The sequence below is a fragment of the Streptomyces scopuliridis genome, from assembly GCF_042790125.1.
GTDB classification, from domain to species: domain Bacteria; phylum Actinomycetota; class Actinomycetes; order Streptomycetales; family Streptomycetaceae; genus Streptomyces; species Streptomyces scopuliridis_A.
The window spans coordinates 202,612-227,243 of record NZ_JBHTZS010000011.1 but is presented as its reverse complement, the minus strand read 5'-3'; the positions used below and the strand labels follow the sequence as shown (position 1 = coordinate 227,243).

The 24,632-nt window shown below is 70.3% G+C and carries 21 protein-coding genes; 13 read left to right on the top strand and 8 right to left on the bottom strand.

What is annotated here, in order from left to right; genetic code table 11:
- Window positions 1-19 precede the first annotated feature (19 nt).
- The 3 genes from ACFRKB_RS19570 to ctaD form a co-directional block, all read right to left on the bottom strand.
- A complete protein-coding gene (locus ACFRKB_RS19570; protein WP_383107250.1) occupies window positions 20-1,870 on the bottom strand; it encodes a phage tail sheath family protein in 1,851 nt (616 codons plus the stop codon).
- Between the two features lie 448 nt (window positions 1,871-2,318).
- Window positions 2,319-2,660 (bottom strand): hypothetical protein, encoded by a 342-nt coding sequence (locus ACFRKB_RS19565; RefSeq protein WP_383107248.1) that lies wholly within the window; start codon window positions 2,658-2,660, stop codon window positions 2,319-2,321.
- 92 nt (window positions 2,661-2,752) lie between these two features.
- Complete coding sequence (ctaD, locus tag ACFRKB_RS19560) at window positions 2,753-4,474, bottom strand: aa3-type cytochrome oxidase subunit I (RefSeq protein ID WP_383107349.1); 1,722 nt, start codon at window positions 4,472-4,474, stop codon at window positions 2,753-2,755.
- 388 nt (window positions 4,475-4,862) lie between these two features.
- Here ctaD and ACFRKB_RS19555 point away from each other — a divergent pair, with 388 nt between their 5' ends.
- The 3 genes from ACFRKB_RS19555 to ACFRKB_RS19545 all read left to right on the top strand — a co-directional run bounded on the left by ACFRKB_RS19555 (window position 4,863) and on the right by ACFRKB_RS19545 (window position 7,989).
- Entirely contained in the window at window positions 4,863-6,128 is a 1,266-nt protein-coding gene (locus ACFRKB_RS19555) for a M20 family metallopeptidase (RefSeq protein WP_383107246.1), read from the top strand.
- A gap of 73 nt (window positions 6,129-6,201) precedes the next feature.
- Complete coding sequence (locus ACFRKB_RS19550) at window positions 6,202-6,753, top strand: TetR/AcrR family transcriptional regulator (RefSeq protein ID WP_383107245.1); 552 nt, start codon at window positions 6,202-6,204, stop codon at window positions 6,751-6,753.
- A 90-nt stretch (window positions 6,754-6,843) separates the two neighbouring features.
- Window positions 6,844-7,989, top strand: coding sequence for an NADH:flavin oxidoreductase (locus ACFRKB_RS19545; RefSeq protein ID WP_383107243.1), 1,146 nt, complete (start codon window positions 6,844-6,846; stop codon window positions 7,987-7,989).
- 137 nt (window positions 7,990-8,126) lie between these two features.
- On the opposite strand, the gene ACFRKB_RS19540 is transcribed toward ACFRKB_RS19545, so the two are convergent.
- Together ACFRKB_RS19540 and ACFRKB_RS19535 are read right to left on the bottom strand one after the other, a co-directional pair.
- Window positions 8,127-9,590, bottom strand: a complete 1,464-nt coding sequence (locus ACFRKB_RS19540; protein WP_383107242.1) for a carboxylesterase/lipase family protein — start codon at window positions 9,588-9,590, stop codon at window positions 8,127-8,129.
- 54 nt (window positions 9,591-9,644) lie between these two features.
- Window positions 9,645-10,937, bottom strand: coding sequence for a cation:proton antiporter domain-containing protein (locus ACFRKB_RS19535; protein WP_383107241.1), 1,293 nt, complete (start codon window positions 10,935-10,937; stop codon window positions 9,645-9,647).
- A 277-nt stretch (window positions 10,938-11,214) separates the two neighbouring features.
- Between ACFRKB_RS19535 and ACFRKB_RS19530 the strand changes: the two genes are divergently transcribed.
- Window positions 11,215-12,135 (top strand): AEC family transporter, encoded by a 921-nt coding sequence (locus ACFRKB_RS19530; RefSeq protein ID WP_383107240.1) that lies wholly within the window; start codon window positions 11,215-11,217, stop codon window positions 12,133-12,135.
- A gap of 34 nt (window positions 12,136-12,169) precedes the next feature.
- On the opposite strand, the gene ACFRKB_RS19525 is transcribed toward ACFRKB_RS19530, so the two are convergent.
- Genes ACFRKB_RS19525 through ACFRKB_RS19515 form a run of 3 tightly spaced genes read right to left on the bottom strand, consistent with a single transcriptional unit; the run spans window position 12,170 to window position 15,523 of the window.
- The gene (locus ACFRKB_RS19525) at window positions 12,170-13,177 is read right to left on the bottom strand and encodes a 1-aminocyclopropane-1-carboxylate deaminase (RefSeq protein WP_383107238.1); all 1,008 of its coding nucleotides are present in this window, start codon (window positions 13,175-13,177) and stop codon (window positions 12,170-12,172) included.
- A gap of 60 nt (window positions 13,178-13,237) precedes the next feature.
- On the bottom strand, window positions 13,238-13,747 hold the full coding sequence (locus tag ACFRKB_RS19520; protein ID WP_383107237.1) for a MarR family winged helix-turn-helix transcriptional regulator: 510 nt from the start codon (window positions 13,745-13,747) through the stop codon (window positions 13,238-13,240).
- A 33-nt stretch (window positions 13,748-13,780) separates the two neighbouring features.
- Complete coding sequence (locus ACFRKB_RS19515; protein ID WP_383107236.1) at window positions 13,781-15,523, bottom strand: FUSC family protein; 1,743 nt, start codon at window positions 15,521-15,523, stop codon at window positions 13,781-13,783.
- 155 nt (window positions 15,524-15,678) lie between these two features.
- On the opposite strand from ACFRKB_RS19515, the gene ACFRKB_RS19510 reads away from it, so the two are divergent.
- The 9 genes from ACFRKB_RS19510 (at window position 15,679) to ACFRKB_RS19470 (ending at window position 24,628) form a co-directional block, all read left to right on the top strand.
- The gene (locus ACFRKB_RS19510) at window positions 15,679-16,164 is read left to right on the top strand and encodes an SPW repeat protein (protein ID WP_383107234.1); all 486 of its coding nucleotides are present in this window, start codon (window positions 15,679-15,681) and stop codon (window positions 16,162-16,164) included.
- 184 nt (window positions 16,165-16,348) lie between these two features.
- A complete protein-coding gene (gene def, locus ACFRKB_RS19505; protein WP_383107348.1) occupies window positions 16,349-16,987 on the top strand; it encodes a peptide deformylase in 639 nt (212 codons plus the stop codon).
- Window positions 16,988-17,129: 142 nt separating this feature from the next.
- Window positions 17,130-17,993, top strand: a complete 864-nt coding sequence (locus tag ACFRKB_RS19500; RefSeq protein ID WP_383107232.1) for a helix-turn-helix domain-containing protein — start codon at window positions 17,130-17,132, stop codon at window positions 17,991-17,993.
- A gap of 272 nt (window positions 17,994-18,265) precedes the next feature.
- Window positions 18,266-19,228 (top strand): TauD/TfdA dioxygenase family protein, encoded by a 963-nt coding sequence (locus ACFRKB_RS19495; RefSeq protein ID WP_383107231.1) that lies wholly within the window; start codon window positions 18,266-18,268, stop codon window positions 19,226-19,228.
- Between the two features lie 118 nt (window positions 19,229-19,346).
- Complete coding sequence (locus ACFRKB_RS19490) at window positions 19,347-20,084, top strand: FadR/GntR family transcriptional regulator (protein ID WP_365970371.1); 738 nt, start codon at window positions 19,347-19,349, stop codon at window positions 20,082-20,084.
- The gene (locus ACFRKB_RS19485; protein ID WP_383107229.1) at window positions 20,081-21,604 is read left to right on the top strand and encodes an amino acid permease; all 1,524 of its coding nucleotides are present in this window, start codon (window positions 20,081-20,083) and stop codon (window positions 21,602-21,604) included. Before ACFRKB_RS19490 ends, ACFRKB_RS19485 begins: the two co-directional genes overlap by 4 nt.
- Window positions 21,601-22,764 (top strand): asparaginase, encoded by a 1,164-nt coding sequence (locus ACFRKB_RS19480; protein ID WP_383107228.1) that lies wholly within the window; start codon window positions 21,601-21,603, stop codon window positions 22,762-22,764. The genes ACFRKB_RS19485 and ACFRKB_RS19480 overlap by 4 nt, the downstream gene beginning before the upstream one ends.
- 94 nt (window positions 22,765-22,858) lie before the next feature.
- Window positions 22,859-24,271, top strand: coding sequence for an aspartate ammonia-lyase (locus tag ACFRKB_RS19475; RefSeq protein ID WP_383107226.1), 1,413 nt, complete (start codon window positions 22,859-22,861; stop codon window positions 24,269-24,271).
- 99 nt (window positions 24,272-24,370) lie between these two features.
- The gene (locus ACFRKB_RS19470; protein ID WP_383107224.1) at window positions 24,371-24,628 is read left to right on the top strand and encodes a hypothetical protein; all 258 of its coding nucleotides are present in this window, start codon (window positions 24,371-24,373) and stop codon (window positions 24,626-24,628) included.
- Window positions 24,629-24,632: the final 4 nt, after the last annotated feature.

The window sequence follows — 24,632 nt, the reverse complement described above, 5'->3', positions numbered from 1 at the left end:
TCGTGTTCCTTTTCCTCGGTTACGACAGGTCGAACTGCCCGGCCACCTGCTGGATCTTCACGATCACGAACTCCGCGGGCTTGACCGGCGCGATGCCGATCAGGACATTGACCACTCCGCGCTCGATATCGGCCTCGGTGGTGGTGTCCTTGTCACACTTGACGAAGTACGCCTCGCGCGGTGTGCCGCCCTGGAACGCGCCCTGCCGGAAGAGATCGTTGAGATAGGCCGAGGCCTTCAGCCGGATCTGCTGCCACAACTGCTCGTTGTTGGGCTCGAAGACGACCCACTGCAGACCGCGGTAGAGACTCTCCTCGACATGCAGCGCGAGCCGGCGCACCGGTACGTACTTCCACTCGCTGTCGAGCGCGTCCGCGCCCTGGAGCGTACGGGCGCCCCAGACCAGCGGACCGACCACCGGGAAGGTGCGCAGACAGTTCACACCGAGCGGATTGAGCAGTCCGTTCTCCCGGTCGGTGAGCTTGACGGTCAGCGACCGGACCCCGGACAGCCGCGCCTCGGTCCCGGCCGGCGCCTTCCAGACGCCGCGCTCGCCGTCGGTACGGGCGATGACCCCGGCGATGGCCCCGGACGGCGGGAAGGAGCGCAGCCGTCCCGTGAGCGGGTCCGTCAGCTGGAGGTGCGGGAAGTACAGCGCGGCGTGATCGCTGCGTACGGGTTCGAACGCGCCGATCCCGGCCCGCGCGGCGTCCACGCTGCCCCAGGTGGACGGGGCGTCCACGAGCAGGAAGATCCGCCGCTCCCGGCAGAGCTGCTCGGCCGCGGAGAGGACGGTGACCATGTCCTCGGTGGACTCGTACGCCGAAAGCTCGGGCAGGGCCAGCAGATTGACGTCGTCCACATCGCGCAGCGCCTGCACACCGGTCTTGCGCGCCTCGCTGCCGATGAGGTCGCGCGGGCCGGGCGGATCGCCGTCCTTGCCGCCCTTGAGCGGGAAGACGGGCGGGTTGACCGAGGCCTCAAGGCCCAGGTCATTGGCGCACTCACCGACGAAGCGCACCACGTCGTCGGGGTCGACGGACCCGGCGACGACCTGGATCCGCCGGCCGAACGCGGTCACCTCGGCGCCGGCGAAGGTGTGCTTCCCCGGGGCGTCCGGGAGCGAGCGCAGCTTGCGTTCCAGCAGGAGGGCGAGCTCCGTGACGTTGGCCGGCGCCTCGCCGTCGAGGTCGGGATCGTACAGCGTGAACTCACGCTCCACATCGCCGATCTTGACCTTCAACTCGACGTTCAGATCGGGCAGCTCCGCCGAGAAGGGCTTGGAAACGGTGCCGGAGGGGTCGGGCCTGTCCTCGTCCAGGGCCTTCACACGGACGAGGGAGGACCCGGCGTTGACGACCGTCTCCACGAACCGTCCGTGGCCGGTGTGCATCGACAGACCGGTGAAGGTCTCCCGGGCGCCGCCGCGCGCGTCGAGGACCCGGAGGTTGAACGTCTTGTCCGGGGTCGGTGTGTCGTGGTCGACGGCCACCCGCAGCCCCGAGCCCCAGACGCCGGGCTCCTTGGCGCGCACCTCGAGCACCGGGCACTGACTGTGCCCCTCGGTGGATTCGAGTGTGACGCAGGCTTCTTCGCCGGTGCCGGCCTTGGCCACGCGCACGATCACCGCGACGGAGCCGCCGTTGCCGAAGAACTGGTGGACGGCGTAGCTGACAGCGCTCTGGGAGGTGAGCCCGCCGAAGCGGCGCTCGAAGTCCGCGAAGCTGGTGATCCGCACGGGTTGATTGAGCGGACCCCGGCGGGTGTGCCCCACGAACGCGGTCACCGAGGTGGTGACCGAGGCGATGGTACGGATGCTGCTGGGAAGCTCTTCGATGTAAACGCCGGGATAGCCCATGTGCGTCGGCATTCCCCCTCCATTCCCTTCGCGCACCAAGAGATGAGGAGGAGAAGTGAAGGGAATGCGCGTATATGCCGAACTCGACTACGTGCTCCCCGATGTTCCCCCGTCACACACCCCGTGCGATATCGGTCTCGCAGGGCCGTCCGCATGCGTATGCGAAGGGCGCATGCGTATGCGTCAGTGGCTCCTGATGCATGAGTGCCGCTTGCGAGTCTGGATTGTGTGCCAAGGGTGGTCAAGATGGCGATTCAGTCATCGGTGATCATTTACCGCGATGCCGTTCGGAAGTGATAGGGCGTGGTCAGAGAGGTTTCGCCGGACGGGTATGAAGATGAATTCACGACCGCTTCACAGGACCACTCGATCTCGCGTGAGAAACAAGCCGAATTAACATCCGTCCGGCGCGCCGTCTTGTGTCCTGTTGGTGTGGAATATGGCGCTTGGGCGGCTTGTGTCAGCGGGGCAGAGAGGTGACCGCGGCGCAGACACCGCTCGCCGCCCCGACGGCCACAACCGCCGCCGCCACCGCGCGCGTTCTGAGCTGCCGGTAGCGCGCGGTGTATTCCCGGCGCAGTTCGGTCGCGCGGTCGGAGATACGTACGAGCATCGCCCGGGAGGCCGCCGCCCGGTCCGCGGCGTAGACCCGCTCCACGTCCTCGCGCTGGGCCGTGGTCAGCCAGGGCAATTGCGCGGTGAAGCGGGCGGCCTGCCGGCGTACGTCCTCGATCTCCGCGCTCCAGAGCAGATAGCCCTCGATCTGGTAGAGACCGCGGGCGCTGTCCTTGTCGGGCTCCACGCATTTCTCCTTGCTCTCCCGTACGCGGCGCTTTCCCGTACGCGGTGCTCTCCCGGTACGCGGCGCTCTCCTCGTACAAGGGGCTGGGCCGGTCATTTCCGCTGGTCGCCCGGTGCCGCGGTCGCGGAGACGTTCGGGTTGTTCAGCGCCTCGTCGAGCAGTCGGATGGACGGGTAGTGCAGGTCGAACGCGGGCGACTCGGATCGGATACGCGGCAGCGTGATGAAGTTGTGCCGCGGCGGGGGAGAGGCGGTGGCCCATTCCAGCGAACGCCCGTATCCCCAGGGGTCGTCGGCCTCGACCTGCTTGCCGTACTTGGCGGTTTTCCAGACGTTGTAGAAGAACGGCAGCATCGAGAGACCGAGGACGAACGAGCCGATCGTGGAGATCATGTTCAGCGTGGTGAAACCGTCGGCGGCGAGATAGTCCGCGTAACGGCGCGGCATGCCCTCGGCGCCCAGCCAGTGCTGGACGAGGAAGGTGCCGTGGAAACCGACGAAGAGCGTCCAGAAAGTCATCTTCCCGAGCCGCTCGTCCAGCATCTTGCCGGTGAACTTCGGCCACCAGAAGTGGAATCCGGCGAACATCGCGAACACCACCGTGCCGAACACCACGTAGTGGAAGTGCGCCACCACGAAGTAGGAGTCGGACACCTGGAAGTCCATCGGCGGCGACGCCAGGATGATGCCGGTCAGGCCGCCGAAGAGGAACGTGACCAGGAAGCCGATCGACCAGAGCATCGGCGTCTCGAAGGACAGCGAACCGTTCCACATCGTGCCGATCCAGTTGAAGAACTTCACCCCGGTGGGCACCGCGATCAGGAAGGTCATGAACGAGAAGAACGGCAGCAGCACACCGCCGGTCACGAACATATGGTGCGCCCAGACCGTGATCGACAGCCCCGCGATCGCGATCGTCGCCGCCACCAGACCGATATAGCCGAAGATCGGCTTGCGGCTGAAGACCGGCAGGATTTCCGTGACGATGCCGAAGAACGGCAGGGCGATGATGTAGACCTCGGGATGGCCGAAGAACCAGAACAGGTGCTGCCACAGCAGTGCTCCGCCATTGGCCGCGTCGAAGACATGTGCCCCGAATTTACGGTCCGCCTCCAGCGCGAGCAGCGCGGCGGCCAGAATGGGGAAGGCGAACAGGACCAGTACGGCGGTCAGCAGCACATTCCAGGTGAAGATCGGCATCCGGAACATCGTCATGCCCGGCGCGCGCATACAGACGATCGTGGTGATGAAGTTGACCGAGCCGAGGATCGTGCCGAAGCCGGAGAAAACCAGACCCATGATCCATAGATCGCCGCCGACCCCGGGCGAGCGGACTCCGTCCGTCAGCGGTGAGTACGCGAACCACCCGAAGTCCGCCGCACCGTTCGGCGTGAGAAAGCCGGCCACGACAATGAGCGACCCGAACAGATAGAGCCAGTACGCGAAGATGTTCAGCCGTGGGAACGCCACATCGGGAGCGCCGATCTGAAGCGGCATGATCCAGTTCGTGAATCCGGCGAACAGTGGTGTCGCGAACATCAGCAGCATGATCGTGCCGTGAATCGTGAACGCCTGATTGAACTGCTCGGGCGAGATGATCTGGATTCCCGGACGGGCCAGTTCGGCGCGCATGAAGAGCGCCAGCACCCCGCCCACGATGAAGAACCCGAACGACGTCAGGAGATAGAGCGTGCCGATCGTCTTATGATCGGTGGTGGTCAGCCACCCCACGATGACTCTGCCCGGCTCCCTGCGCCGTACCGGCAGCTCATTCTCGTAGCTGTCGTCGGCCTCCGCCGATTCTTCCGTGCCCATCGTGGTCACTGCAACGCTCCTCCGGTCAACAGTCGCGTGTGAACTCGGCAGCAGCATGGCGTTGCTTTCACCGGGCCGGTGCGACCTTCTCCCTTCCGGCGCGTCGCGAGAACCGTCACCGAGGCCGGAGGAATTCCCCGGAAGCGTGCTGTGGCCGGGCCGACGGGCGGCCTCGCCACGTATCGGGGCCCGGGCGCCCGGCAATCCCCGCCAGGCGATATTCACCCGATCGTGCGGTGCCCGTTCGTCACCCGGGAGAGGAATCCGTCGACGCCTTCGCCGAGCCGGGGACGTGCCGGGCGCGCCATTGACCGCCGCGTACTCTCTCACGTCTGATGGCGGACCAATGTGCCTGTGGGCGCGGGGAGATCGAATGAAGAGGGAGCACATGTCCGAACGCGAATCGGAACGCGAACCCGAACCCGAACGCGAACCCGACGGCGCCGCCCTGTCCCGTATCGCGTCGTGGTGCCATGACCAGGGCCACCGGGACGGCTACCTCGCCGATCTGCGCCGGCTGGTCGAACAGGAGTCGCCCAGCGACGACAAGCCGCTCCTCGACGCCACCGCCGGACTGCTCCTGGAACTGCTCTCCGAGCGGCTGGGCGAGCCGGGCCGTACGGTACGACACCGCCATCCCGGACTCGGCGATGTCATCGAGGCCGAATACCCCGGCACCACGACACACCCCGGCGCCGCGACCGCCACCGGCGCCGCCCCTCTGGTCACGGTGATCGGCCACTACGACACCGTGTGGCCGGCCGGGACGATCGCCGGCTGGCCGTTCACCGTAACGGACGGCACGGCCTCGGGCCCCGGGGCCTTCGACATGAAGGCCGGTCTGGCGCAAGGGATGTGGGCCCTGCGCGCCCTCCACGCGCTCGGCCTGCCGCGGCCCACCGTACGTTTCGTGTTCAACGGCGACGAGGAGACCGGCAGCGCCGTCTCCCGGCCGTTCATCGAACGGGCCACCGAGGGCGCGGCGGCCACGCTGGTGCTCGAACCCGGCGGCGAGTGGGGCATCAAGGCGGGCCGCAAGGGCGTCGGTATCTTCACCATCACGGCGAAGGGCGTCGAGGCCCACGCAGGACTCGACCCGGCCAAGGGCGCCAGCGCCATCCACGGACTCGCCGATGTCATCCGCGCCCTCGTCGACGCCGCCGCCCCGGCGCGCGGGACGACCGTCAACGTCGGCCGGATCAGCGGCGGTACGGCCCGTAACGTCATCGCGGGCGAGGCGAGCGCCCTCATCGACGTCCGGGTGGCCACGGAGGAGGAGACCGCCCGGATGGAGCGGGTCCTGGCCGGTCTCGCCGCCACCGATCCCCGGGTCACCGTCACGGTCGACGGCGGCTGGAACCGTCCGCCGATGCTGCCCGGCCCCGCCGGACGCCGGCTCTTCGCGCTGGCCGACGCTGTCGCGACCCGCATCCGGGCGCCTCTGGCGGAGCTGTTCGTCGGCGGCAGCAGCGACGCCAACTTCGTCGCCGCGCTCGGCCGCCCGGTCCTCTGCGGCATGGGCGCCACCGGTGACGGGGCGCACGCGCGGCACGAACATGTCATCGTCGCCGACCTCCCCGACCGGGTCGCCCTGACCGCGGGCGTCCTGCTGGGTCTCGCCGGGCACGATGCGCCGGCACCGTCGACTCGTTGACACTGCCGACTCGTTGACAGTGTCGACAAAAGAGTGATTGGTTACTCACATGCCACCCTCGGGAAGACGCCGGTTGTCGACCGCGGACGAGCGTCGCGAGACGGTGCTGCGCACGGCCATGCACGCCTTCGCGGCTCGGGGCTACTACGGGACGAGCACCACCGAGGTCGCCGAGGCCGCCGGTATCTCACAGGCCTATCTCTACCGGCTCTTCCCGCACAAGGAAGCCCTGTTCATCGCGCTGATCAACCACTGCGGATGGCTGATGCGCGAGCGGATGTCACGCTGTCTGGCGTCGGCGGAGAGCACCGATCCGGCGGAGGTGCTCACCACCATGGCGTCGTCCTTCCGTGGACTGGCCGTGGAGGAAAGGGACTTGGTGATGGTGCTGCTCCAGGCCAACGGCGCGGCGAGCGAGCCGGCGATCCGCGCGGCCGTGCGCGACTGCTACGCGAGGCAGGTGGAGTACGTACGGGCGGCGTCCCTCGCCTCCGACGAACGGATCCGCGGGTTCTTCGCGGACGGCATGCTCGGGAACGTACTCGCCGCCCTCGACGTGGCGGCGGTCGACGCCCCGTGGGCGCGCACCCTCTCCGGCCCGGCCGCGGACACCACTCCCCGGTGAGCTTCCGGCCAAGGGGAATACGCTCCGGACCCACCTCGTTGAGCGCGGGGAGTGATTGACCACTCTCCAGCCTTCCGAGGGAGACCATCCGTGACATCGACGGCATCGGCGACATCAGCCACCCCGAACGAGCGGGCGAGCAGGGCGGGACAGATCCTCTCCCGTCCCTTCAGCATCGGGGACCTGGTCCTGCCGAACCGGATCGCCATGGCGCCCATGACCCGTAACTTCTCGCCCGGCGGTGTCCCCGGCGCCGATGTGGCGGAGTACTACGCGCGCCGGGCGGCCGGCGGTGTGGGGCTGATCATCACGGAGGGGACCCATGTCGACCACCCCTACTCCGGGCGCGAGGAGCGGATCCCGCGCTTCTACGGGGAGGACGCGCTCGCCGGCTGGGCCCGGGTCGTCGACGCCGTACACCGCGCCGGCGGCCGGATCGTTCCGCAGCTCTGGCAGGAGGGCACCGGCCGGGTGACCGACGACGCGTCCGTGGCGACGGCGGTCAGCCCCTCGGGGCTGGGGCTGGACGGCAATCCGGAGGGCCGGGCCATGAGTCTCGCCGAGATCGACGACGTCGTCGCGGCCTTCGCCGCCGCGGCGGCCGATGCCGAGCGCCTCGGGTTCGACGGTATCGAGCTGCACGGAGCGCACGGCTATCTCATCGACCGGTTCCTCTGGTCCCGTACGAACCGGCGCGCCGACGCCTACGGCGGCGACGAGGCGTCCCGGCTCCGCTTCGCCACCGAGATCGTGGCGGCGACGCGGGCCGCGGTGTCCGCGTCCTTCCCGATCATCTTCCGGCTGTCCCAGTGGAAGGCGCACCACTACACCGCCAAGGTGACCGAGACTCCCGAAGAGCTGGAACGTCTGCTCACCCCGCTGGCCGAGGCGGGCGCCGATGTCTTCCATGCCTCGACACGCCGGTACTGGGAGCCGGAGTTCGAGGGCTCGGAGCTGAATCTCGCCGGGTGGGCGAAGAAGCTGACGGGCCGGCCCACCATCACCGTGGGCTCCGTCGGACTGGACAGCGTGTTCCTGGAGGCCGTCGAGCAGGGCAAGGTGAAGGGCGTCGCGGGTATCGAACCGCTGCTGGACCGGCTGGAGCGGGACGAGTTCGACCTGGTCGCCGTCGGGCGCGCGCTGCTGGCCGATCCCGAGTGGGCGGCGAAGACGATCGAGGGACGGACGGACGAACTGGTGCCCTTCGACAGCGGCGCGCTGACCGCACTGCGCTGACGGCACGGCGCTGACGGCACCGCGCCGACCGTTCTGCGCTGCCCGGCGCACCCCGGCCCGCACAACGACGCGACGAGCCGGCCCCCTTGGTACCCACGCGGAGGGGCCGGCCGTCCCCTCGACGCCGCCGCCTTCCGTCAGTCCCAGGCGCGGCGTTCGTCGTCCCGCGGGGCGTGCACGACCTCGGGGGCGCCGGGGCCGTATGTCATCACCGGGCGCGAGGCGTCCCAGGCGGGCCAGCCCGGATCGCCGGTGGCCGCGAAGCGCACCCAGTCGGCGTGCATGGTGTCCGCGAGGGACTGCGGCGCCCCGGTGCCGGTGAGCGAGACCGTGGCCGGCTCCCGCAGGGTGTCGAAGACGAAGCCGATCTCCAGGGCATGGCACGCGCCGAGTTGCCGGACCGGCGAGGGCCAGCCGAACTCGTAGAAGTACGTGGCGGCCGGGGCATCACGGCGCACGTCGGCGAGCCGGGTGAGGGGGATCCGCAGCAGCCGGTCGGTGGCGAGCGCGCCGAGCAGCTCCCCGGGCGACGCGTCCGGCCGGTTGGCCCGGTACACCGCCGCCGTCCGGGCCCGTACCCGGAACCGGGCCATGGCCAGCCGCAGCGTGACCGGACCGATCCGGTCGAGCGCACCGCCGGGTATGAACCACAGCCGGTACTCCTCCGAGGTGGTCCCCATCAGCAGACCGATCTCCGCGCCCTGCCCCGCCGCCAGCGCGGCGGCCGGGGCGTGGGGCAGCACCTCGCCGTCCACCACGAGATCGAAGCTCGCGCCACCGAGCAGTGGACTGCCGGCCGTCGCCTCGCGCTGCGCGCGCAGCAGCCGGTCGCGGTCCACCCCGGCGAGAGCCGCCGCCGTGGCCGGAACCCCCAGCCGCCGGGCGGTGCGCCGGGTGGTGCGCCGGGCCCTGGCCGGGGTGACGGCGGACGGGACGCCGCTCTGGAGCACGGCCCGCCGCAGCAGACCGGCGGAGAGCGGCGAGGCCAGGATCCCGGCGACGGAGAACGCCCCGGCGGATTCGCCGAAGACCGTGACCAGTCCGGGATCACCCCCGAAGGCCGCCACGTTCCGCCGTACCCAGGCGAGCGCCGCGAGCTGGTCCCGCAGCCCCAGGTTGGCGGGCGCGTCGGGGAACATCCCGAACCCCTCGACGCCGAGCCGGTAGTTCAGCGATACGAGGACCACGCCGTCCCGGGCGAACGCGGCGCCGTCGTACGTGGGAACGGCCGATGAGCCGTGCCGCAGCGAGCCGCCGTGGATCCACACCATGACGGGCAGCCCGGCGCCGCCGGGATCGGGGGTCCACACATTGAGGTTCAGACAGTCGTCCCCCGGCACGGACGGATCGGGCAGCAGCCGGTCCAGCGGCGGGGCGTAGGGCAGCTTCGGGGCGGTCGGCCCGAAGGCGGAGGTGTCACGGACACCGTCCCACGGCGCGGGCGGGGCCGGCGGGCGGAAGCGGTACGGGCCGACGGGCGCCGCCGCGTACGGGATACCGCGGAAGACGGCGACCCCGCGCTCGATCCGGCCGCGCACCCGGCCGTACTCGGTGCGTACTACGGGCCCCGCGCCCGGGACGGGGTCCGGTTCACCGATCATCCGTCACTCCCTCCTTCGCCCTTCACGAATGAAGGCTGCCCACGCGTGGCCCGGTCACGTACGCCCGTCCCGCCCACCGCGACGGCGGCCACTGATGGTGTCCGCCCTCATCCCGCGAACGGGCAGATCCTCCCCGGCCGGGCCTGCCGAGGGCGCGCCGGTGCCGGCTACCGCCTTTCCGTAGCGCTGGGCGAGCGGGGCGGAGGTGACGCCGTGGGCGAGCACGCTGAGCAGCACGGTGCAGGCGACCACGGGGACGATCATCTGCCAGGCCGGCGGGGCGAGTTCCTCGACCGCCAGCAGACCGAAGATGACGGATGCCAGCCCGCGTGGGCCGAACCAGCCCACGAACAGGACGGTTCTCCTGTCCAGACCGCTCCCGGTCAGGGACAGCGCCACGGGCACCATGCGCAGCACCGTCAGGCTCAGTACCGCGTAGAGCCCCGCCTGCCAGGTGAGGTGATCGAAGGCGGCCGGCAGCAGTACGGCACCGAAGAGGAGCCACACCAGCACGGAGAACAGCGAGGCGGTCTGCTCGACGAACAACAGCACGCGCTGTGGGGCGCCGTGCGTCGATCCGAAGGCCAGGCCGGCGAGAAAGGCGGCGATGAAGCCGTTGCCACCGATCGCGATGGACGAGGTGTAGCTGAGGAGGGCCAGTGCCAGGACACCGGACCCGGCGACGTCCTCGGTGGCCCAGCCCTTGCGCAGGGCGTAGCGCAGCAGCCATCCGGCGACCAGCCCGAGCGCCGTGCCGTAGACCAGGCCGATGGCGAGTTCCACGAGGGCGCCACCGGAGGTCAGCGTGTGAGCCGTACTCCCGGCCGCGGCCACTCCGGCCAGGGCCAGTACGACGAACGGGGTGGCGATACCGTCGTTCAGGCCGCTCTCGACGTTGATGAGCCGGCGAACCCTCGCGGGCACGGCCGGATCGACCATCATCGTGGCGCCGAGCGCGGCGTCCGTCGGAGCGAGCGCGGCGGCGACATACAGCGCGGCCCATCCCGTCACGCCGGGGAGCAGTCCCATGGCCAGCAGGGTGCCGAGACCGATGCACATCGGCAGGCCGAGCAGCAGAAGGCGTGCGTACAGGCCGAGTTCGGGGCGCAGGGCCCGGAAGGACAGCCGTGCGGCATCGGTGAAGAGCACCCAGGCCAGCGTCACCTCGGCGAGTGTGCGCACGATCTCCGGCGACGGGGCCAGGTCCAGTACCCCGATCCCCTTGCCCAGCAGCAGGCCCAGCAGTACGAAAGCCACCGGGGCGGTGAGTTCGACGCGTGCCAGCCGCTGAGAGAACAGGCTCCAGAGGAAGAGAAGAATCAGGATCAGCGAGAAGGTTGCATCCACCGTGGACTCCGTAACCATGGCCGCGTCGTCGGTTGGGTCCTGCCGGTCGGACAGGGCGCGGGGCCTGATTCTCGGCGGTCGTGGCGTCCTGAGCATCGAGCCGGGGGCAGCGATCGGGGCTTTCACCCGAGTGGTGGAACGCTCCGTGCGCCAGGACCCGGTCTCGGTGCGCGAGATCACGTTGACCCCGGGTGATGTTCCCCGGGAAGGTTGGATGCATGACGCATCTATCCGTACCGCTACCGACGCCTGCCCTCTCCACCGACGGGGGCCCGCGGTGCGTGGAGTACTGACCGGATTCGGCGTCATCGCGGTCGTCATCGGTGTCGGCTATCTGATTGGACGGCGCAGATATCTCGGGGACAACGGGCGCGAGGTGCTCACCAAACTCGCCTTCCATGTGGCCACGCCCGCACTGCTGTTCACGACGCTCGCGCAGGCCGATCTGTCGGTGGTCCTCTCCAGCGGACTGCTGATCACCGCGCTCAGTACGGCCGTCGCCGCCGGGGTGTTCGTGGCGGTCGCGCTCATACGCCGGTGGGACGTGGGGGCCACTACGATCGGCGCGCTCTGCTCCAGCTATGTCAACGCCGGGAATCTGGGCATCCCGATCGCCGTGTATGTCCTCGGCGACGCCTCACTGGTGGCGCCGGTACTCCTCTTCCAGCAGATCGTGGTCACCCCGATCGCTCTGACGGTGCTCGATCTCTCGGGCTCCGGCGAGAAACGACCGGTGTGGCAGCGGGTGACGACGCCGCTGCGCAACCCGGTCGCGGCCAGTTCGCTGTGCGGTGTCGCGGTGGCGGCGACGGGGGTGACGGTGCCGGGACCGGTGCTGGATCCGCTGATCCTGATCGGCAATATGTCCGTCCCCGCGGTGCTGCTGGCGTTCGGCATCTCGCTGTACGGCAGCGCCCTGCCGGGCCGTGGCCCCGACCGCCGGCCCGTGCTGCTGTCCGCGGTCCTGAAGTCCGCGGGCCAGCCGCTGGTGGCCTGGGCGCTCGGGGCCCTGGTGTTCGGGCTGCACGGCGCGGCCCTGCTCGCTGTCGTGGTGACCTCCGCCCTGCCCGCCGCGCAGAACCTCTATACGTACGCCTCCCGCTACCGCGTCGCCGAGCGGCTGGCCCGCGAATCGATTCTGCTGTCCACGATGCTGTCGGTGCCGGGGCTGGTGGTCGTGGCGGCGTTCCTCGGCTGACGGGGCCGCATCACGCGGTCACGCGGTCACACTGTCAGTCGAAGGCGCCGCTGTAGGCGTTGAGCGCGGGCTGGCCGCCCAGGTGCGCGTACAGCACCGTCGAGTCCTCGCCGATCTCGCCCGTACGCACCAGATCGATCAGCCCGGCCATGGACTTGCCCTCGTACACCGGGTCGATGATCATCCCCTCCAGCCGGCCGGTGAGCCGGATCGCCTCCAGCGTCGATTCCACCGGGACGCCGTAGCGGTCGCCCGCCCACCCTTCGAGGACGCTGATCTCGTCATCGCGCAACTCGCGCCGGAGGCCGATCAGACCGGCGGTGTGCCGGGCGATGCGCTCGACCTGCTCGCGGGTCTCGTCGATCCTGGCGGAGGCGTCGATGCCGATCACCCGCCGCGGGCGGTCCTGGCCCGCGAACCCGGCGATCATCCCGGCCTGGGTGGAGCCCGTGACGCTGCAGACGACGATCGTGTCGAAGAAGACGCCGTGCTCGGCCTCCTGGCGCGCCACCTCGTACGCCCAGTTCGCGAACCCCAGCCCGCCGAGCGGGTGTTCGGAGGCCCCGGCCGGGATCGGGTACGGCACGCCGCCCTCGGCCCGTACCTCGTCCAGCGCCCGCTGCCAGGAGTCCTTGATCCCGATCCCGAACCCCGCAGGGACGAGCCGGACATCGGCGCCCATGACACGGGACAGCAGGATATTGCCCACCTTGTCGTTCACCGGGTCGGGCCAGTCGACCCACTTCTCCTGGACGAGCCGGGCCTTGAGCCCCAGATGAGCGGCGACGGCGGCCACCTGCCGCGTGTGGTTCGACTGGTACCCCCCGATCGACACGAGCGTGTCCGCGCCCTGGGCCAGCACGTCGGGGACGATGTACTCCAGCTTGCGCGTCTTGTTCCCGCCGTACGCGAGACCGGAGTTGCAGTCCTCGCGCTTGGCCCAGACGCGGGCGCCGCCGAGGAACTCGGTCAGCCGGTCCAGCCGGTGGACCGGGCTCGGTCCGAAGAGCAGGGGATGGCGCGGGAAATCCTCGACGGCCACGGGACGGGTCCTCTCTGCGGGTCGGCGTGTCCGCTACGGCCTTCCCCGTGGCGAGCCCCGTCAAGAGTCGAGCAGGCTCCCGAGCCGTCCCTCCAGCAGCACCAGCAACTCGCCCAGCGAGCCCGCCAGCCGCTCCTGATTCCGGGCGCCGAGTCCCTCCAGCAGGGCCGCCTCGTACCCCAGCTGCTCGGGCAGCAGCCGGTCGAGCAGCTCACGTCCCGCGTCGGTCAGCGACAGATGTGTGACCCGGCGGTCCCGGTCGTCCGGCCGCCGGGCGATCAGTCCCCGCTCCTCCAGCTGACGCAGCCGCTTGGTCACGGCCGCCCCGGAGGCGAAGGTCTCCCGGGCGATCCGGCCCGGGGTCAGCTCCTGGTCCGTACGGCGCAGGGTCCCCAGGATGTCGAACTCGGGCCGGGTCAGCCCCTGCCGCCGGAGGGGCGCGTCGGCGGCCTGCTGGAGGAGCGCGGAACAGCGGTTGAGCCGCCCGATCACCGCCATCGGGGCGGTGTCCAGTTCCGGCAGTACCTGCTGCCACTGCCGCATCACGCCTGCGACGATGTCCTCGGCCACGGGTACGCTCCTCTGTTCCGGTTCCGGCGCCGCCTACAGTACGGGCGCGGCCGGTGCGGTGTGCCGGACGAGCAGGGCGAGGGTGCGGTGGCCGTCGCGCTCGGCGGCGGCGACGCGCTCGGCGGGCAGCGCGCGCTGCCACCACTCACCGGAGGCGACCTCCACGGCCTCGCGCAGCTCGACGAGCGCGTGCGCCAGCCGGTCACGCGCCCACCCGGTCTCACACGGCCCGGCTGCGGTACCGGCGGACTCGGCGCCGAGCGACCGCCGCGCCGCACTCTCCGCCGCCGTGACCCGCGCGAGGGCGAGATCGATACGGTCGGTGGCCCGGCGGTTGGTCACCAGCACACAGCAGACGAGACCGATCGCCACCCCGACGACGGTGTCCACCCCGCGATCGGCGATCAGGGTCCGGGCGGGCAGGTCAGTGCCGAACTCCGTCAGCAGCAGCGCCATGGGCGTGACGCACACCGAACCGAGCCAGTAGTTACGGGTGATGAGGGCCTCCGCGCCCACCTGGCACGCCAGCGCGAGCAGCACCATCGCGAGCGCGCCGGTGCGGATCAGCGGCAGCAGCGCGACGAAGACGGCCAGTCCCAGGACATTGCCCAGGGCGCGCTGGACGGCCCGCTGCCAGGACAGGGTGGTGTTGGCCTGATAGATCGAGGCCGCGGTGACCACGGCCCAGTACGGGTGCCCGACCCCGGCGGCCAGCGAGACCCAGCCCGCCAGCGCGCAGCCGGTGGCCACCCGGGCGCCGATCGGCAGCAGGGGCGAGCCGGGCCGCAGCCGCGCGAGGACGGCGCGGACGCCGCCGGGACGGTCCGGGGGCGCGAGCCGCCGCGGCTGCCGCACCGTCCGCCGTTCGACGGCGACACCGGAGAGTTCGCGTGCCTCACCGGGCGTCAGGTCCATGCGCGGCAGGGCACGGCCGCGGCGCAGCGTACGGGCCAGCTCGGCGCACCGTTCCGCTTCCCGGGCGGGGGAGTCCGTACGGCCGGCGGCGGGCGAGGCGAGGGCCGACTCCGCGTGGACGAGGAGCCGTTCGAGCCCGGCGCGGGTCGCGTCGGGGCGCCGGACCTGGAAGAGCGTGTGCCAGGCGGCATTGACCGCACCCGCCGCGGCCCCACGGGCCGGATGCACCCGTACGGTACGTCCCGCCGGAAGCGCGGCCTCCGCCCGCCGCTCCCGCCACAGCGCGGCGGCGGCCTCCAACGCCCGTGCCACCGCGATCCGTTCGGGACCGTGCGGCCGGAACAGCCCGGGGGCCATACAGATGAGCCACGCCACCGCTCCGCCGGCGAGCGCGAGTGCGAGATGGAAGGGGATCTCCCCGGGACTCTGCGGCACGAAGAACGCGGAGGCGGAGATGAAGGTCAGGATCAGATTGCCCGGCGGACCTGTCCGGGTCGCGTCACAGACCATCTTGTGGACGGCGGCGACCAGGGAGGCGAGGAGCACCAGCAGGGCGGCCGAGGTGACCAGCGAGGCGGCCGTCAGCGCGACGCCGAGACTCGCGACCATGCCGAGGACCACCAGGGGCAGCGTGCGGGCGCGGGCCGCGTACGGCAGACCGTGCGCGTAGAGGGCGCACATCGCCCCGGCCGAGGTGTAGAGGATCAGATCCAGCCGGCCCAGCGCCAGCAGCGTCATATCCGGCACGGCGAGCGCGACCGCCGCACTGAGCGCGGGCTTGTGCCAGCTGTCCACCGGCCGTCGCAGCCGGACGGTGCTCCTGACCGGGAGCGGGCGGACCCGTGGGGTGTGCTTCGCCATGGAAAAAAGATTAGCATGTGTTTTACAAGTAAAAGAAATTTCTCTCTTCTTATCTCACCGCTACACAAAAGCTGCCAAAGCGCGCAGAATGGTTCTGTTGCGGCTCGATGCCGCGCATCGCGGTCTGACTTGCGCAATCGAAGGAGGCGAGTCGTATGGCCGACGTCTCACACACGAGGCGGGACGTCTCACAGCAGGACGTCTCACATACGAGGCAGGACCTGGCCGGTCACCCCGATGTTCCGGAGATGCGGGAGCGCTACGCCCGCATGCTTGGCGGACGCGACGTGGCGCTGGTGGACGGACCGGTGTTTCTCGTCGGCCTGTTCTGCGCCCTGTCGCCCTGGATCATCCACTTCACGGCCACCCAGCCGGCACTGGCGGTGCACAACCTGATCATGGGAATCGCACTCATGGCGCTGGCGGTGGGCTTCGCCGTCATGCCGCAGCGGATGTACGGCCTCAGCTGGGCCATGTGCGCCATGGGTGTGTGGCTGATCATCGCGCCATGGATCGTCGGCAGCGGTCCGGACAAGGGCATCATCTGGGCCAACGCGGTCATCGGCGCGCTGACCATCCTGCTCGGTCTGGTGTGCGCGGCAGCGGCGATGAAGAGCAACCGTAGCCGTAGAAGGGCCTGAGCCGAGCGGTTCGGCCCGTCCCGGGATGCCGGGCGGGCCGGCCGCCACTCTCGCCTACGGCGGACGGAATCACGGAATCACCGGGCCCGCCGCCGAACACCAGGTGCGGCCTCGTGCCCGGCGAGCAGCCCCCGTCCCGGAGTCCGCGAAAGCCGGAGTCTGGGACAGTGGGGCCATGCAGGCCATGACGCGCACCGAACTCACCGATCTCGTCGACTCCCTGCTCGACGGGACCTCGCCGCTCCCCATCGTCTCCGCGGGCGACCCCGTGCTGCGGCGCCCCGCGGCCCCGTACGAGGGGCAGTTGGGGGACGCCCGGCTGGAGCGCCTGGTGCGTGTGATGCGCGAGACGATGCATGCCGCGCCGGGCGTCGGGCTGGCCGCGCCTCAGGTGGGGATCCCCCTGCGGCTCGCGGTCATCGAGGACTCCGCCGAGGTGAGTGACGAGGTGCGCGCCGCGCGGGGCCGGGTTCCACAGCCGTTCCGTGTGCTCGTCAACCCGTCGTACGAGCCGCTCGGCGACGGCCGGGCCGCGTTCTTCGAAGGCTGCCTGAGCGTCCCCGGCTGGCAGGCCGTGGTCGTCCGGCATGCACGGGTACGGCTGCGCGGGCAGGACGAGCGGGGACGGGAGTTCGACGAGGAGTTCTCGGGGTGGCCCGCCCGTATCGTCCAGCACGAGACGGATCATCTCGGCGGGACCCTCTATCTCGACCTCGCCGAGACACGCTCGCTGTCCAGTACCGAGCACGCCGTGGAGCGTTGGTCGCAGCCCACCCCCGCCCTGGCGGCCGAGGAACTGGGCTTCACGCTCCCCACTCACTGACCGGTTCGCGCGCCGCGGAACACCACTCCCGGAGTTCCGAACGATCCGTCAGATTTTCCATGTCCCCGCGCGAATCGCTGTGGCAGACTGCCCCGGTGTAACGGTGGCGCTCGGGGGGTGCTGTGGTGCGTAGAGGTGGGACGTGAGCGAGCCGCGCTCCGCGCCGACGATCGGCCAACTCGTCCTCAGCAAGCAGTTGCAGACCCTGCGCGAGGGCGCGGGCCTGAGCCGGGAGCAGGCGGGCAAGCTGCTGCGTGTCACCGCCGCCACGGTCCGCCGGATGGAGACGGCCGAGGTCGCGCTCAAGATCCCCTACGTGCAGCTCCTGTTACCCGCCTACGGTGTGCCCGCCGACGAGGCCGAGATCTTTCTGCGGCTGGCGGACGAGGCGAACGAACCGGGCTGGTGGCAGCGGTTCCACGACATACTCCCCGACTGGTTCAGCGGCTATGTGAGCCTCGAAGAGGCGGCCACGACCATCCGCTCCTACGAACCGCACTTCGTGCCGGGGCTGCTCCAGACCGAGGAGTACGCCCGCGAGGTCCTCACCGCCGGCGCCCTCGGCCGGATGACCGACCCCGGCAGGATCGAACGCCATGTCGCGCTGCGCAAGCGGCGCCAGGCGCTGCTGACCCGTACCGATGCCCCGGCCCTCTGGGTCGTCCTGGACGAAACGGTCCTGCGCAGACCCGTCGGCTCGTCGGAGATCATGCGGGCACAGATCGACCGGCTGCTGGAGGCGACGGAACTGCCCAATGTGACGATCCAGATAGCCGAGTTCGCCGCCGGCCATCACCCCGGCACCTACAGTCCTTTCGTACTGTTCCGCTTTGATATGCCGGAAGTGCCCGACATGGTGTACATCGAGTATCTGACCGGCGCCCTCTATCTCGACCAGGACGCCGAAGTCACCGAACATATGCAGGTCATGGACCGGATGGTGGCCCACGCGGAGTCCGCGCGCCGGACCAGACAGCTCCTCACCGCCTTCCGTACGGCGATCTGAGGTACGGTGCCTGCCATGGGTACGTACTCGACCTTCCGTGCAGCGGAGCCGCGCCACAGCGGCCCCCACGGTGAGTGCGCGCCCCGCGGCCTCAGCTTTCTGCGTCGCCGCGGCCGGGTGGGATCTCCCCCGGCCCGTTCCTGTCGCTGATCCGCGACGCCACCCGTAGCGCCCACCGGCCCGTCGCCGTCACCGGGTCCGTCCGCTCCGGGTCCGTACCTCCCCTGAACCGCCCCGTGTGGTGTCCGCCGCCGCTTCCCAGAGGAGATCCGTTGACCATCGCCGCCCCCTCCACCGCCCCCTCCGCCGCCTCCGTACCGCCCGCGTCACCCGCACTGCGTGATCACCGCATCCCCGCCGACGGCCTGTACGAAGGCCCGCGTGCGCTGCGCCGCGTCCCGGAGAAGTGGGAGGACCGGCCGTACGAACTCTTCGACGTCGTCCCGCAAGGGCGGATCATCGGCGCCGAGATCCGCGGGCTCGATCTGTCCCTCCCGCCGGCCCCCGCCGTACGCGAGGAGCTCAACCGGGCGCTGCTGGAGTGGAAGGTGCTCTTCTTCCGCGGGCAGCATCTGTCGTCGGACGCGCAGCGCGCCTTCGCCCGTCACTGGGGCGAGTTGGAGACCAATCCGCTGCTGGCCACCGGCGACGCCCCGGAGGTCGTCCGGTTCGACCGGAGCGCGGTGCCCACCTTCGAGAACGTCTGGCATGCGGACGTGACGTTCCGCGAGCGGCCCGCGCTGGGCGCGGTGCTGCAACTGCGCGAGGTGCCGCCGGTCGGCGGTGACACCATGTGGGCCGACATGGCGGCGGCGTACGACAACCTGCCCCGGGACGTCAAGGACCGTATCGACGGCGCCCGCGCCGTGCACGATTTCGTCCCGGGCTTCGCCCGGTTCTCCTCGCCCGCACAACTGGCCCCGTTCCAGGAGATGTTCCCGCCCGTCGAGCATCCCGTCGTACGGCGCCACCCCGAGACCGGCCGGCGGATGCTGTTCGTCAACACCTCCTTCACCACCCGGATCGTGGGGCTGGAGCGTGCGGAGAGCGACCGGCTGCTGCGGCTGCTGTTCCAGCAGGCGCATGTGCCCGAGTACCAGGTGCGGTTCCGCTGGCAGGCGGGGGACATCGCCTTCTGGGACAACCGCGCCACCCAGCACTACGCGGTCAATGACTACGCTCCGCACCGCCGGGTGGCCGAGCGCGTCGCCATCGCGGGCGACCGGCCCTTCTGACGGTCCGGCCCAGCCGCCCCGTCGAAGGACCCGTACCGCCGGCAGCGCCGGGGCGGAAGGCCCGGCGCTGCTCGCCCCCTTCTTGACAGCGGTCTCCCGGGGGGTTCAGGATGCGCGGGTGAACCTGTCAGACAGCCAGACAGCTGGTGAGGCGCCCAAGCGGATCAGCGCCCTGGAAGCGGTGCTCGGTCATCTGCGCGGCGCCATTGAGCGCGGTGAGTACGCCGTGGGGGAGAAGCTCCCCTCCGAGGCGGAGCTCTGCCGCCGCCTGGAAGTGAGCAGACCCGTGCTCCGGGAGGCGCTGCGCGCGCTCCAGACCATGGGGCTCACGGTCTCGCGCACCGGCAAGGGCACCTTCGTCGTCTCCCAGGGCCCGGTCGAGGACCCGACCTTCGGTGACTACTCCGCGAGCGACCTCCTGGAGGTGCGCCGCCATGTGGAGATTCCGGTGGCCGGGTACGCGGCGCTCCGCCGTACCCCCGAGGACCTCGATCATCTCGCGCATCTGCTGGCGCGGATGGAACGGGAGACCGACACCACCGCGTGGGTGGCCATGGACACCCTCTTCCATCTCGCGGTCGCGCGGGCCGCCCAGAACCCGGTCTTCCGCCGCGTCATCGAAGAGATCCGGGACGCGCTGGCCCGCCAGTCGGCGTTCCTCAACGATCTCGGCGGCCGGCGCGAGCAGTCGAACCAGGAACACCAGGCGATCGTGGACGCGCTCGTCGACCGTTCCGAGCACGACGCCGTGGAAGCCATGACCCACCATCTGGCCCGCGTCGAGTCGACGCTGACCACCATCGTGCGCTCGCCGCGGCGCGCGGATCCCCCCACAGAAGGCGAAGACCCGGCGTGAGTGAACAGTCTCTCCAGAAGCCGCAAACGTCAGCACCATCAGGGCAGGAACCAGGGCGGGAACAGGGACCGGACGGCGCGCATGTCGACGCCGGGGACGCCGGATACAGCAAGTCCCTGAAGTCCCGGCATATCAATATGATCGCCATCGGCGGGGCCATCGGCACCGGGCTGTTCCTCGGTGCGGGCGGCAGGCTCGCCGACGCCGGGCCCTCGCTGGCCGTGGCCTACGCCCTCTGCGGAGTCTTCGCCTTCCTCGTGGTGCGCGCCCTCGGAGAGCTGGTCCTGCACCGGCCGTCCTCCGGGGCGTTCGTCTCGTACGCCCGTGAATTCATGGGCGAGAAGGGGGCGTTCGTCGCGGGCTGGATGTACTTCCTGAACTGGGCGACCACCGGGATCGCCGACATCACGGCGGTGGCGACCTACACCCACTACTGGGGCATGTTCACCGATGTCCCGCAGTGGGTGATCGCCCTGATCGCGCTCGCTGTCGTGCTGACCGTGAACCTCATCTCCGTGAAGATCTTCGGCGAACTGGAGTTCTGGTTCGCGATCATCAAGGTCGGTGCGCTGGTCCTCTTCATGCTGATCGGCATCTTCCTGCTGGTCACCCAGCAGCCCGTCGACGGCCACACCCCGGGACCCTCGCTGATCACGGACAACGGCGGCCTCTTCCCGGCCGGGATGCTCCCCATGCTGCTGGTCATCCAGGGCGTGGTCTTCGCGTACGCCTCCGTCGAACTCGTCGGTGTCACGGCGGGCGAGACCGCGAACCCGGCGGAGATCATGCCGAAGGCGATCAACTCCATCATGTGGCGCGTGGCCCTCTTCTACGTCGGTTCCGTCGTGCTGCTGACGATGCTGCTGCCCTGGGACGCGTACTCCGCCCACGAGAGCCCCTTCGTGACCGTGCTGTCCAATATCGGTGTGCCGGCGGCCGGCGGGGTGATGAACCTCGTCGTCCTCACCGCCGCGATGTCGAGCCTCAACTCCGGGCTCTACTCCACCGGTCGCATCCTGCGCTCCATGGCGATGTCGGGGTCCGCGCCGAAGTTCACCGGGGTGATGAGCCGCAGCCAGGTGCCGTACGGCGGCATCCTGCTCACCTCCTCGATCTGTGTGCTGGGCGTCGGCCTCAACTACCTCGTACCGAGCAAGGCGTTCGAGATCGTGCTGAACTTCGCCGCGCTCGGCATCCTCAGCACCTGGGCCATGATCATGATCTGTCATCTGCTGTTCTGGCGGAAGACCCAGGCCGGGCAGCTCGTACGCCCCGGCTACCGGCTCCCCGGCTCGCCGTGGACCGAGATCGTGACGCTGGCCTTCCTCGCGTCGGTGCTGGTCCTGATGTACGCGGACGGCGGCGCGGGACGTACGACCGTCCTGTCCCTGCCCGCGATCGGGGCGGCGCTGGTCGGGGGCTGGTTCCTGGTACGGGGCCGGGTCGGGACCGTACGGGACGCCGTGGCCGGCGCCGGTAACGCCACCGGCACCAAGAACGACAACGAGAGCAGAACATGAGCCACACCACCCCAGCACACACCACCCCGGCAGGCGGCACCCCGCCACGCCCCACGGGCCCCGGACGCCCCACGGGCCCCGGACGCCCCACTCAGGGAGAGCCCCCCGCCATCCGCGAACCGGCCCATGTCCCGGTCGCGCATGTCGTACGGGGAGGCGTCATCGAGGGCGTCCACCACGGCTCGGTCGTCGTCCTCGCGGCGGACGGCAGTGTGGAGTTCAGGGCGGGCGACATCGAGGCCGCGTTCTACCCGCGCTCGGCGCTCAAGCCCGTCCAGGCCGTGGGGCTGCTGCGGGCCGGACTGCCGCCGCTCGACAGCGAGTCGCTGGCCCTGGCCGCGGCCAGCCACTCCGGTGAGGAACGCCATCTGGCCACGGCCCGCCGCATCCTGGACGCCGCCGGATTGACCGAGGGTGATTTGCGCAATACACCCGATATGCCGTACGGCTCGGCGGTGCGGGACGAGTGGATCCGCGCCGGCCGCGGCCCGAGCCGGCTCGCCCAGAACTGCTCGGGCAAGCACGCCGCCATGCTGATGACGGCCAGGGCCAGGGGCTGGTCGCTGGAGAACTACCTCGACCCCGGGCATCCGCTCCAGTGGGAGATCGCCTCGGCCGTCGAGGAGCTGACCGGGCAGGGCATCGCACGCGTGACGGTCGACGGCTGCGGCGCGCCGCTCTTCGCCGTGTCCCTGCACGGTCTCACCCGGGCCGTGGCCAGGATCGCGACGGCCGCGCCCGGTACCGACGAGGGCCGGGTCGCGCACGCCATGCGGGAACACCCGGAAATGGTCTCCGGCAGTGGCCGTGATGTGGCCCGGCTGATGCGCGCGGTCCCGGGGCTGCTCGCCAAGGACGGGTTCGAGGGCGTACAGATCGCGGCGCTGCCGGACGGGCGGGCGGTCGGCGTGAAGATAGCCGACGGCGCCGACCGCGCCAGGATGCCGGTGACCGCGGCGGCCCTCGCGAGGTGCGGGATCGACCCGCGGATCCTCGCCGCGTTCGACCGTACGCCGGTCATCGGGGGCGGACAGGAGGTCGGAACCCTGCGTGCGGCAGGCGCGCTGGCCCCCTTCTTCGCGCCTTCGGCCGGTTCGGTCCCGGCCGCTTCGTCTGCTTCGTCCGCGCAGGGCACCTCGGGCGCCTCGTCCGTCGCGTAACTCCGTTCCACCGCTTCGCCGTTCCGCTGTCCCGCCTTCCGCCGTTCCGTCGCCACGGGACACCCACCCTCAGCTCTCACGAAGGACCCGTGACATGACCGCAGGCCACCGCCGCGAGCACGATCTGCTGGGCGACCGCGACATACCCGCCGACGCGTACTGGGGAGTCCACACCCTGCGCGCCTCGGAGAACTTCCCCATCACCGGTACGCCGATCGCCGCCTACCCCCATCTGATCAACGCGCTCGCCGCCGTCAAGGAGGCCGCGGCACGCGCCAACCAGGACCTCGGGCTGCTCACCGCCGCGAAGGCCGACGCCATCTCCGCCGCCTGCCGGGAGATCAGGGAAGAGGGCCTGCTGCACGACCAGTTCGTCGTGGACGTGATCCAGGGCGGCGCCGGTACGTCGACCAATATGAACGCCAACGAGGTCATCGCCAACCGGGCGCTGGAGATCCTCGGCCACACCAAGGGCGACTACCACGAGCTGCATCCGAACGAGGACGTCAACCTCGGCCAGTCGACGAACGACGTCTACCCGACCGCCGTCAATGTCGCCACGATCATCGCCGTACGGGAACTGCTCGACGCGATGACGATCCTGCGCGAGGCGTTCGCGGCCAAGGCCGAGGAGTTCCGCGGGATCCTCAAGATGGGCAGGACCCAGCTCCAGGACGCGGTGCCGATGACCCTGGGCCAGGAGTTCTCCGCGTACGCGGTGATGCTGGAGGAGGACGAGTGCCGGCTGGCCGAGGCCGTCTGCCTCGTCCACGAGATCAACCTCGGCGCGACCGCCATCGGCACCGGCCTCAACGCCCCGGCGGGGTACGCGGAGGCCGCCCGCCGCCATCTCGCCGCCATCACCGGACTGCCCCTGGTCACCGCGGCCAATCTCGTCGAGGCCACCCAGGACTGCGGCGCCTTCGTCCATCTCTCCGGTGTGCTCAAGCGCATCGCGGTCAAGCTCTCCAAGAGCTGCAACGATCTGCGGCTGCTCTCCTCGGGGCCGCGCGCGGGCTTCGCGGAGATCAATCTGCCGCCGGTGCAGGCGGGTTCCAGCATCATGCCGGGCAAGGTCAACCCGGTGATCCCGGAAGTCGTCAACCAGGTCGCCTTCGAGGTGATCGGCAACGACGTCACCATCACCATGGCGGCGGAGGCGGGGCAGCTCCAGCTCAACGCCTTCGAACCGATCATCCTACACTCCCTCTCGGAGAGCATCACCCATCTGCGGGCGGCCTGTGTCACGCTCGCCGAGCGCTGCGTATCCGGGATCACCGCCAATACGGAGACCCTGCGCGCGAGCGTGGAGAACTCCATCGGGCTCGTCACCGCGCTCAACCCGCACATCGGCTACCTCGCCGCGACCGAGATCGCCAAGGAGGCCCTCGCCTCCGGGCGCGGTGTCGCCGAACTGGTCCTGGAACGCGGGCTGCTCCCGGCCGACCGGCTCATGGCGCTGCTGCGCCCGGAGGTGATCGCGGGTACGGGCACGGGCGCGGCCTGATACGGAACCGCTCCGGGCGAGGACGGCCGCCCGCCCGCGGTGTCCCTCCGCCGGTGGAGGAGCGCGTGTCCTCCGCCGCCTCCACGCGTTACACCGATCATGAACGCGTATCGATTTCTCACCGCCGCCGCGGCAGGCTCCGCGCTGCTCGCCGCCGTCGCCCCCGCCGCCCAGGCGGTCGAATTCGGCAACACCCTCAGCAGCACGGCACAGACCGCCGCTGCGCTCGGCACCAAGGCCGAGCCCGTTGTGGACGGTGTCCTCGGGGACAAGGTCGACAAGAAGGTGGGTGCCGTGAAGGGCGCGGTGAAGGCCGGGGCCGACGCGGTGAAGGCCGGGAACGATCTGATCAACTGAGGGG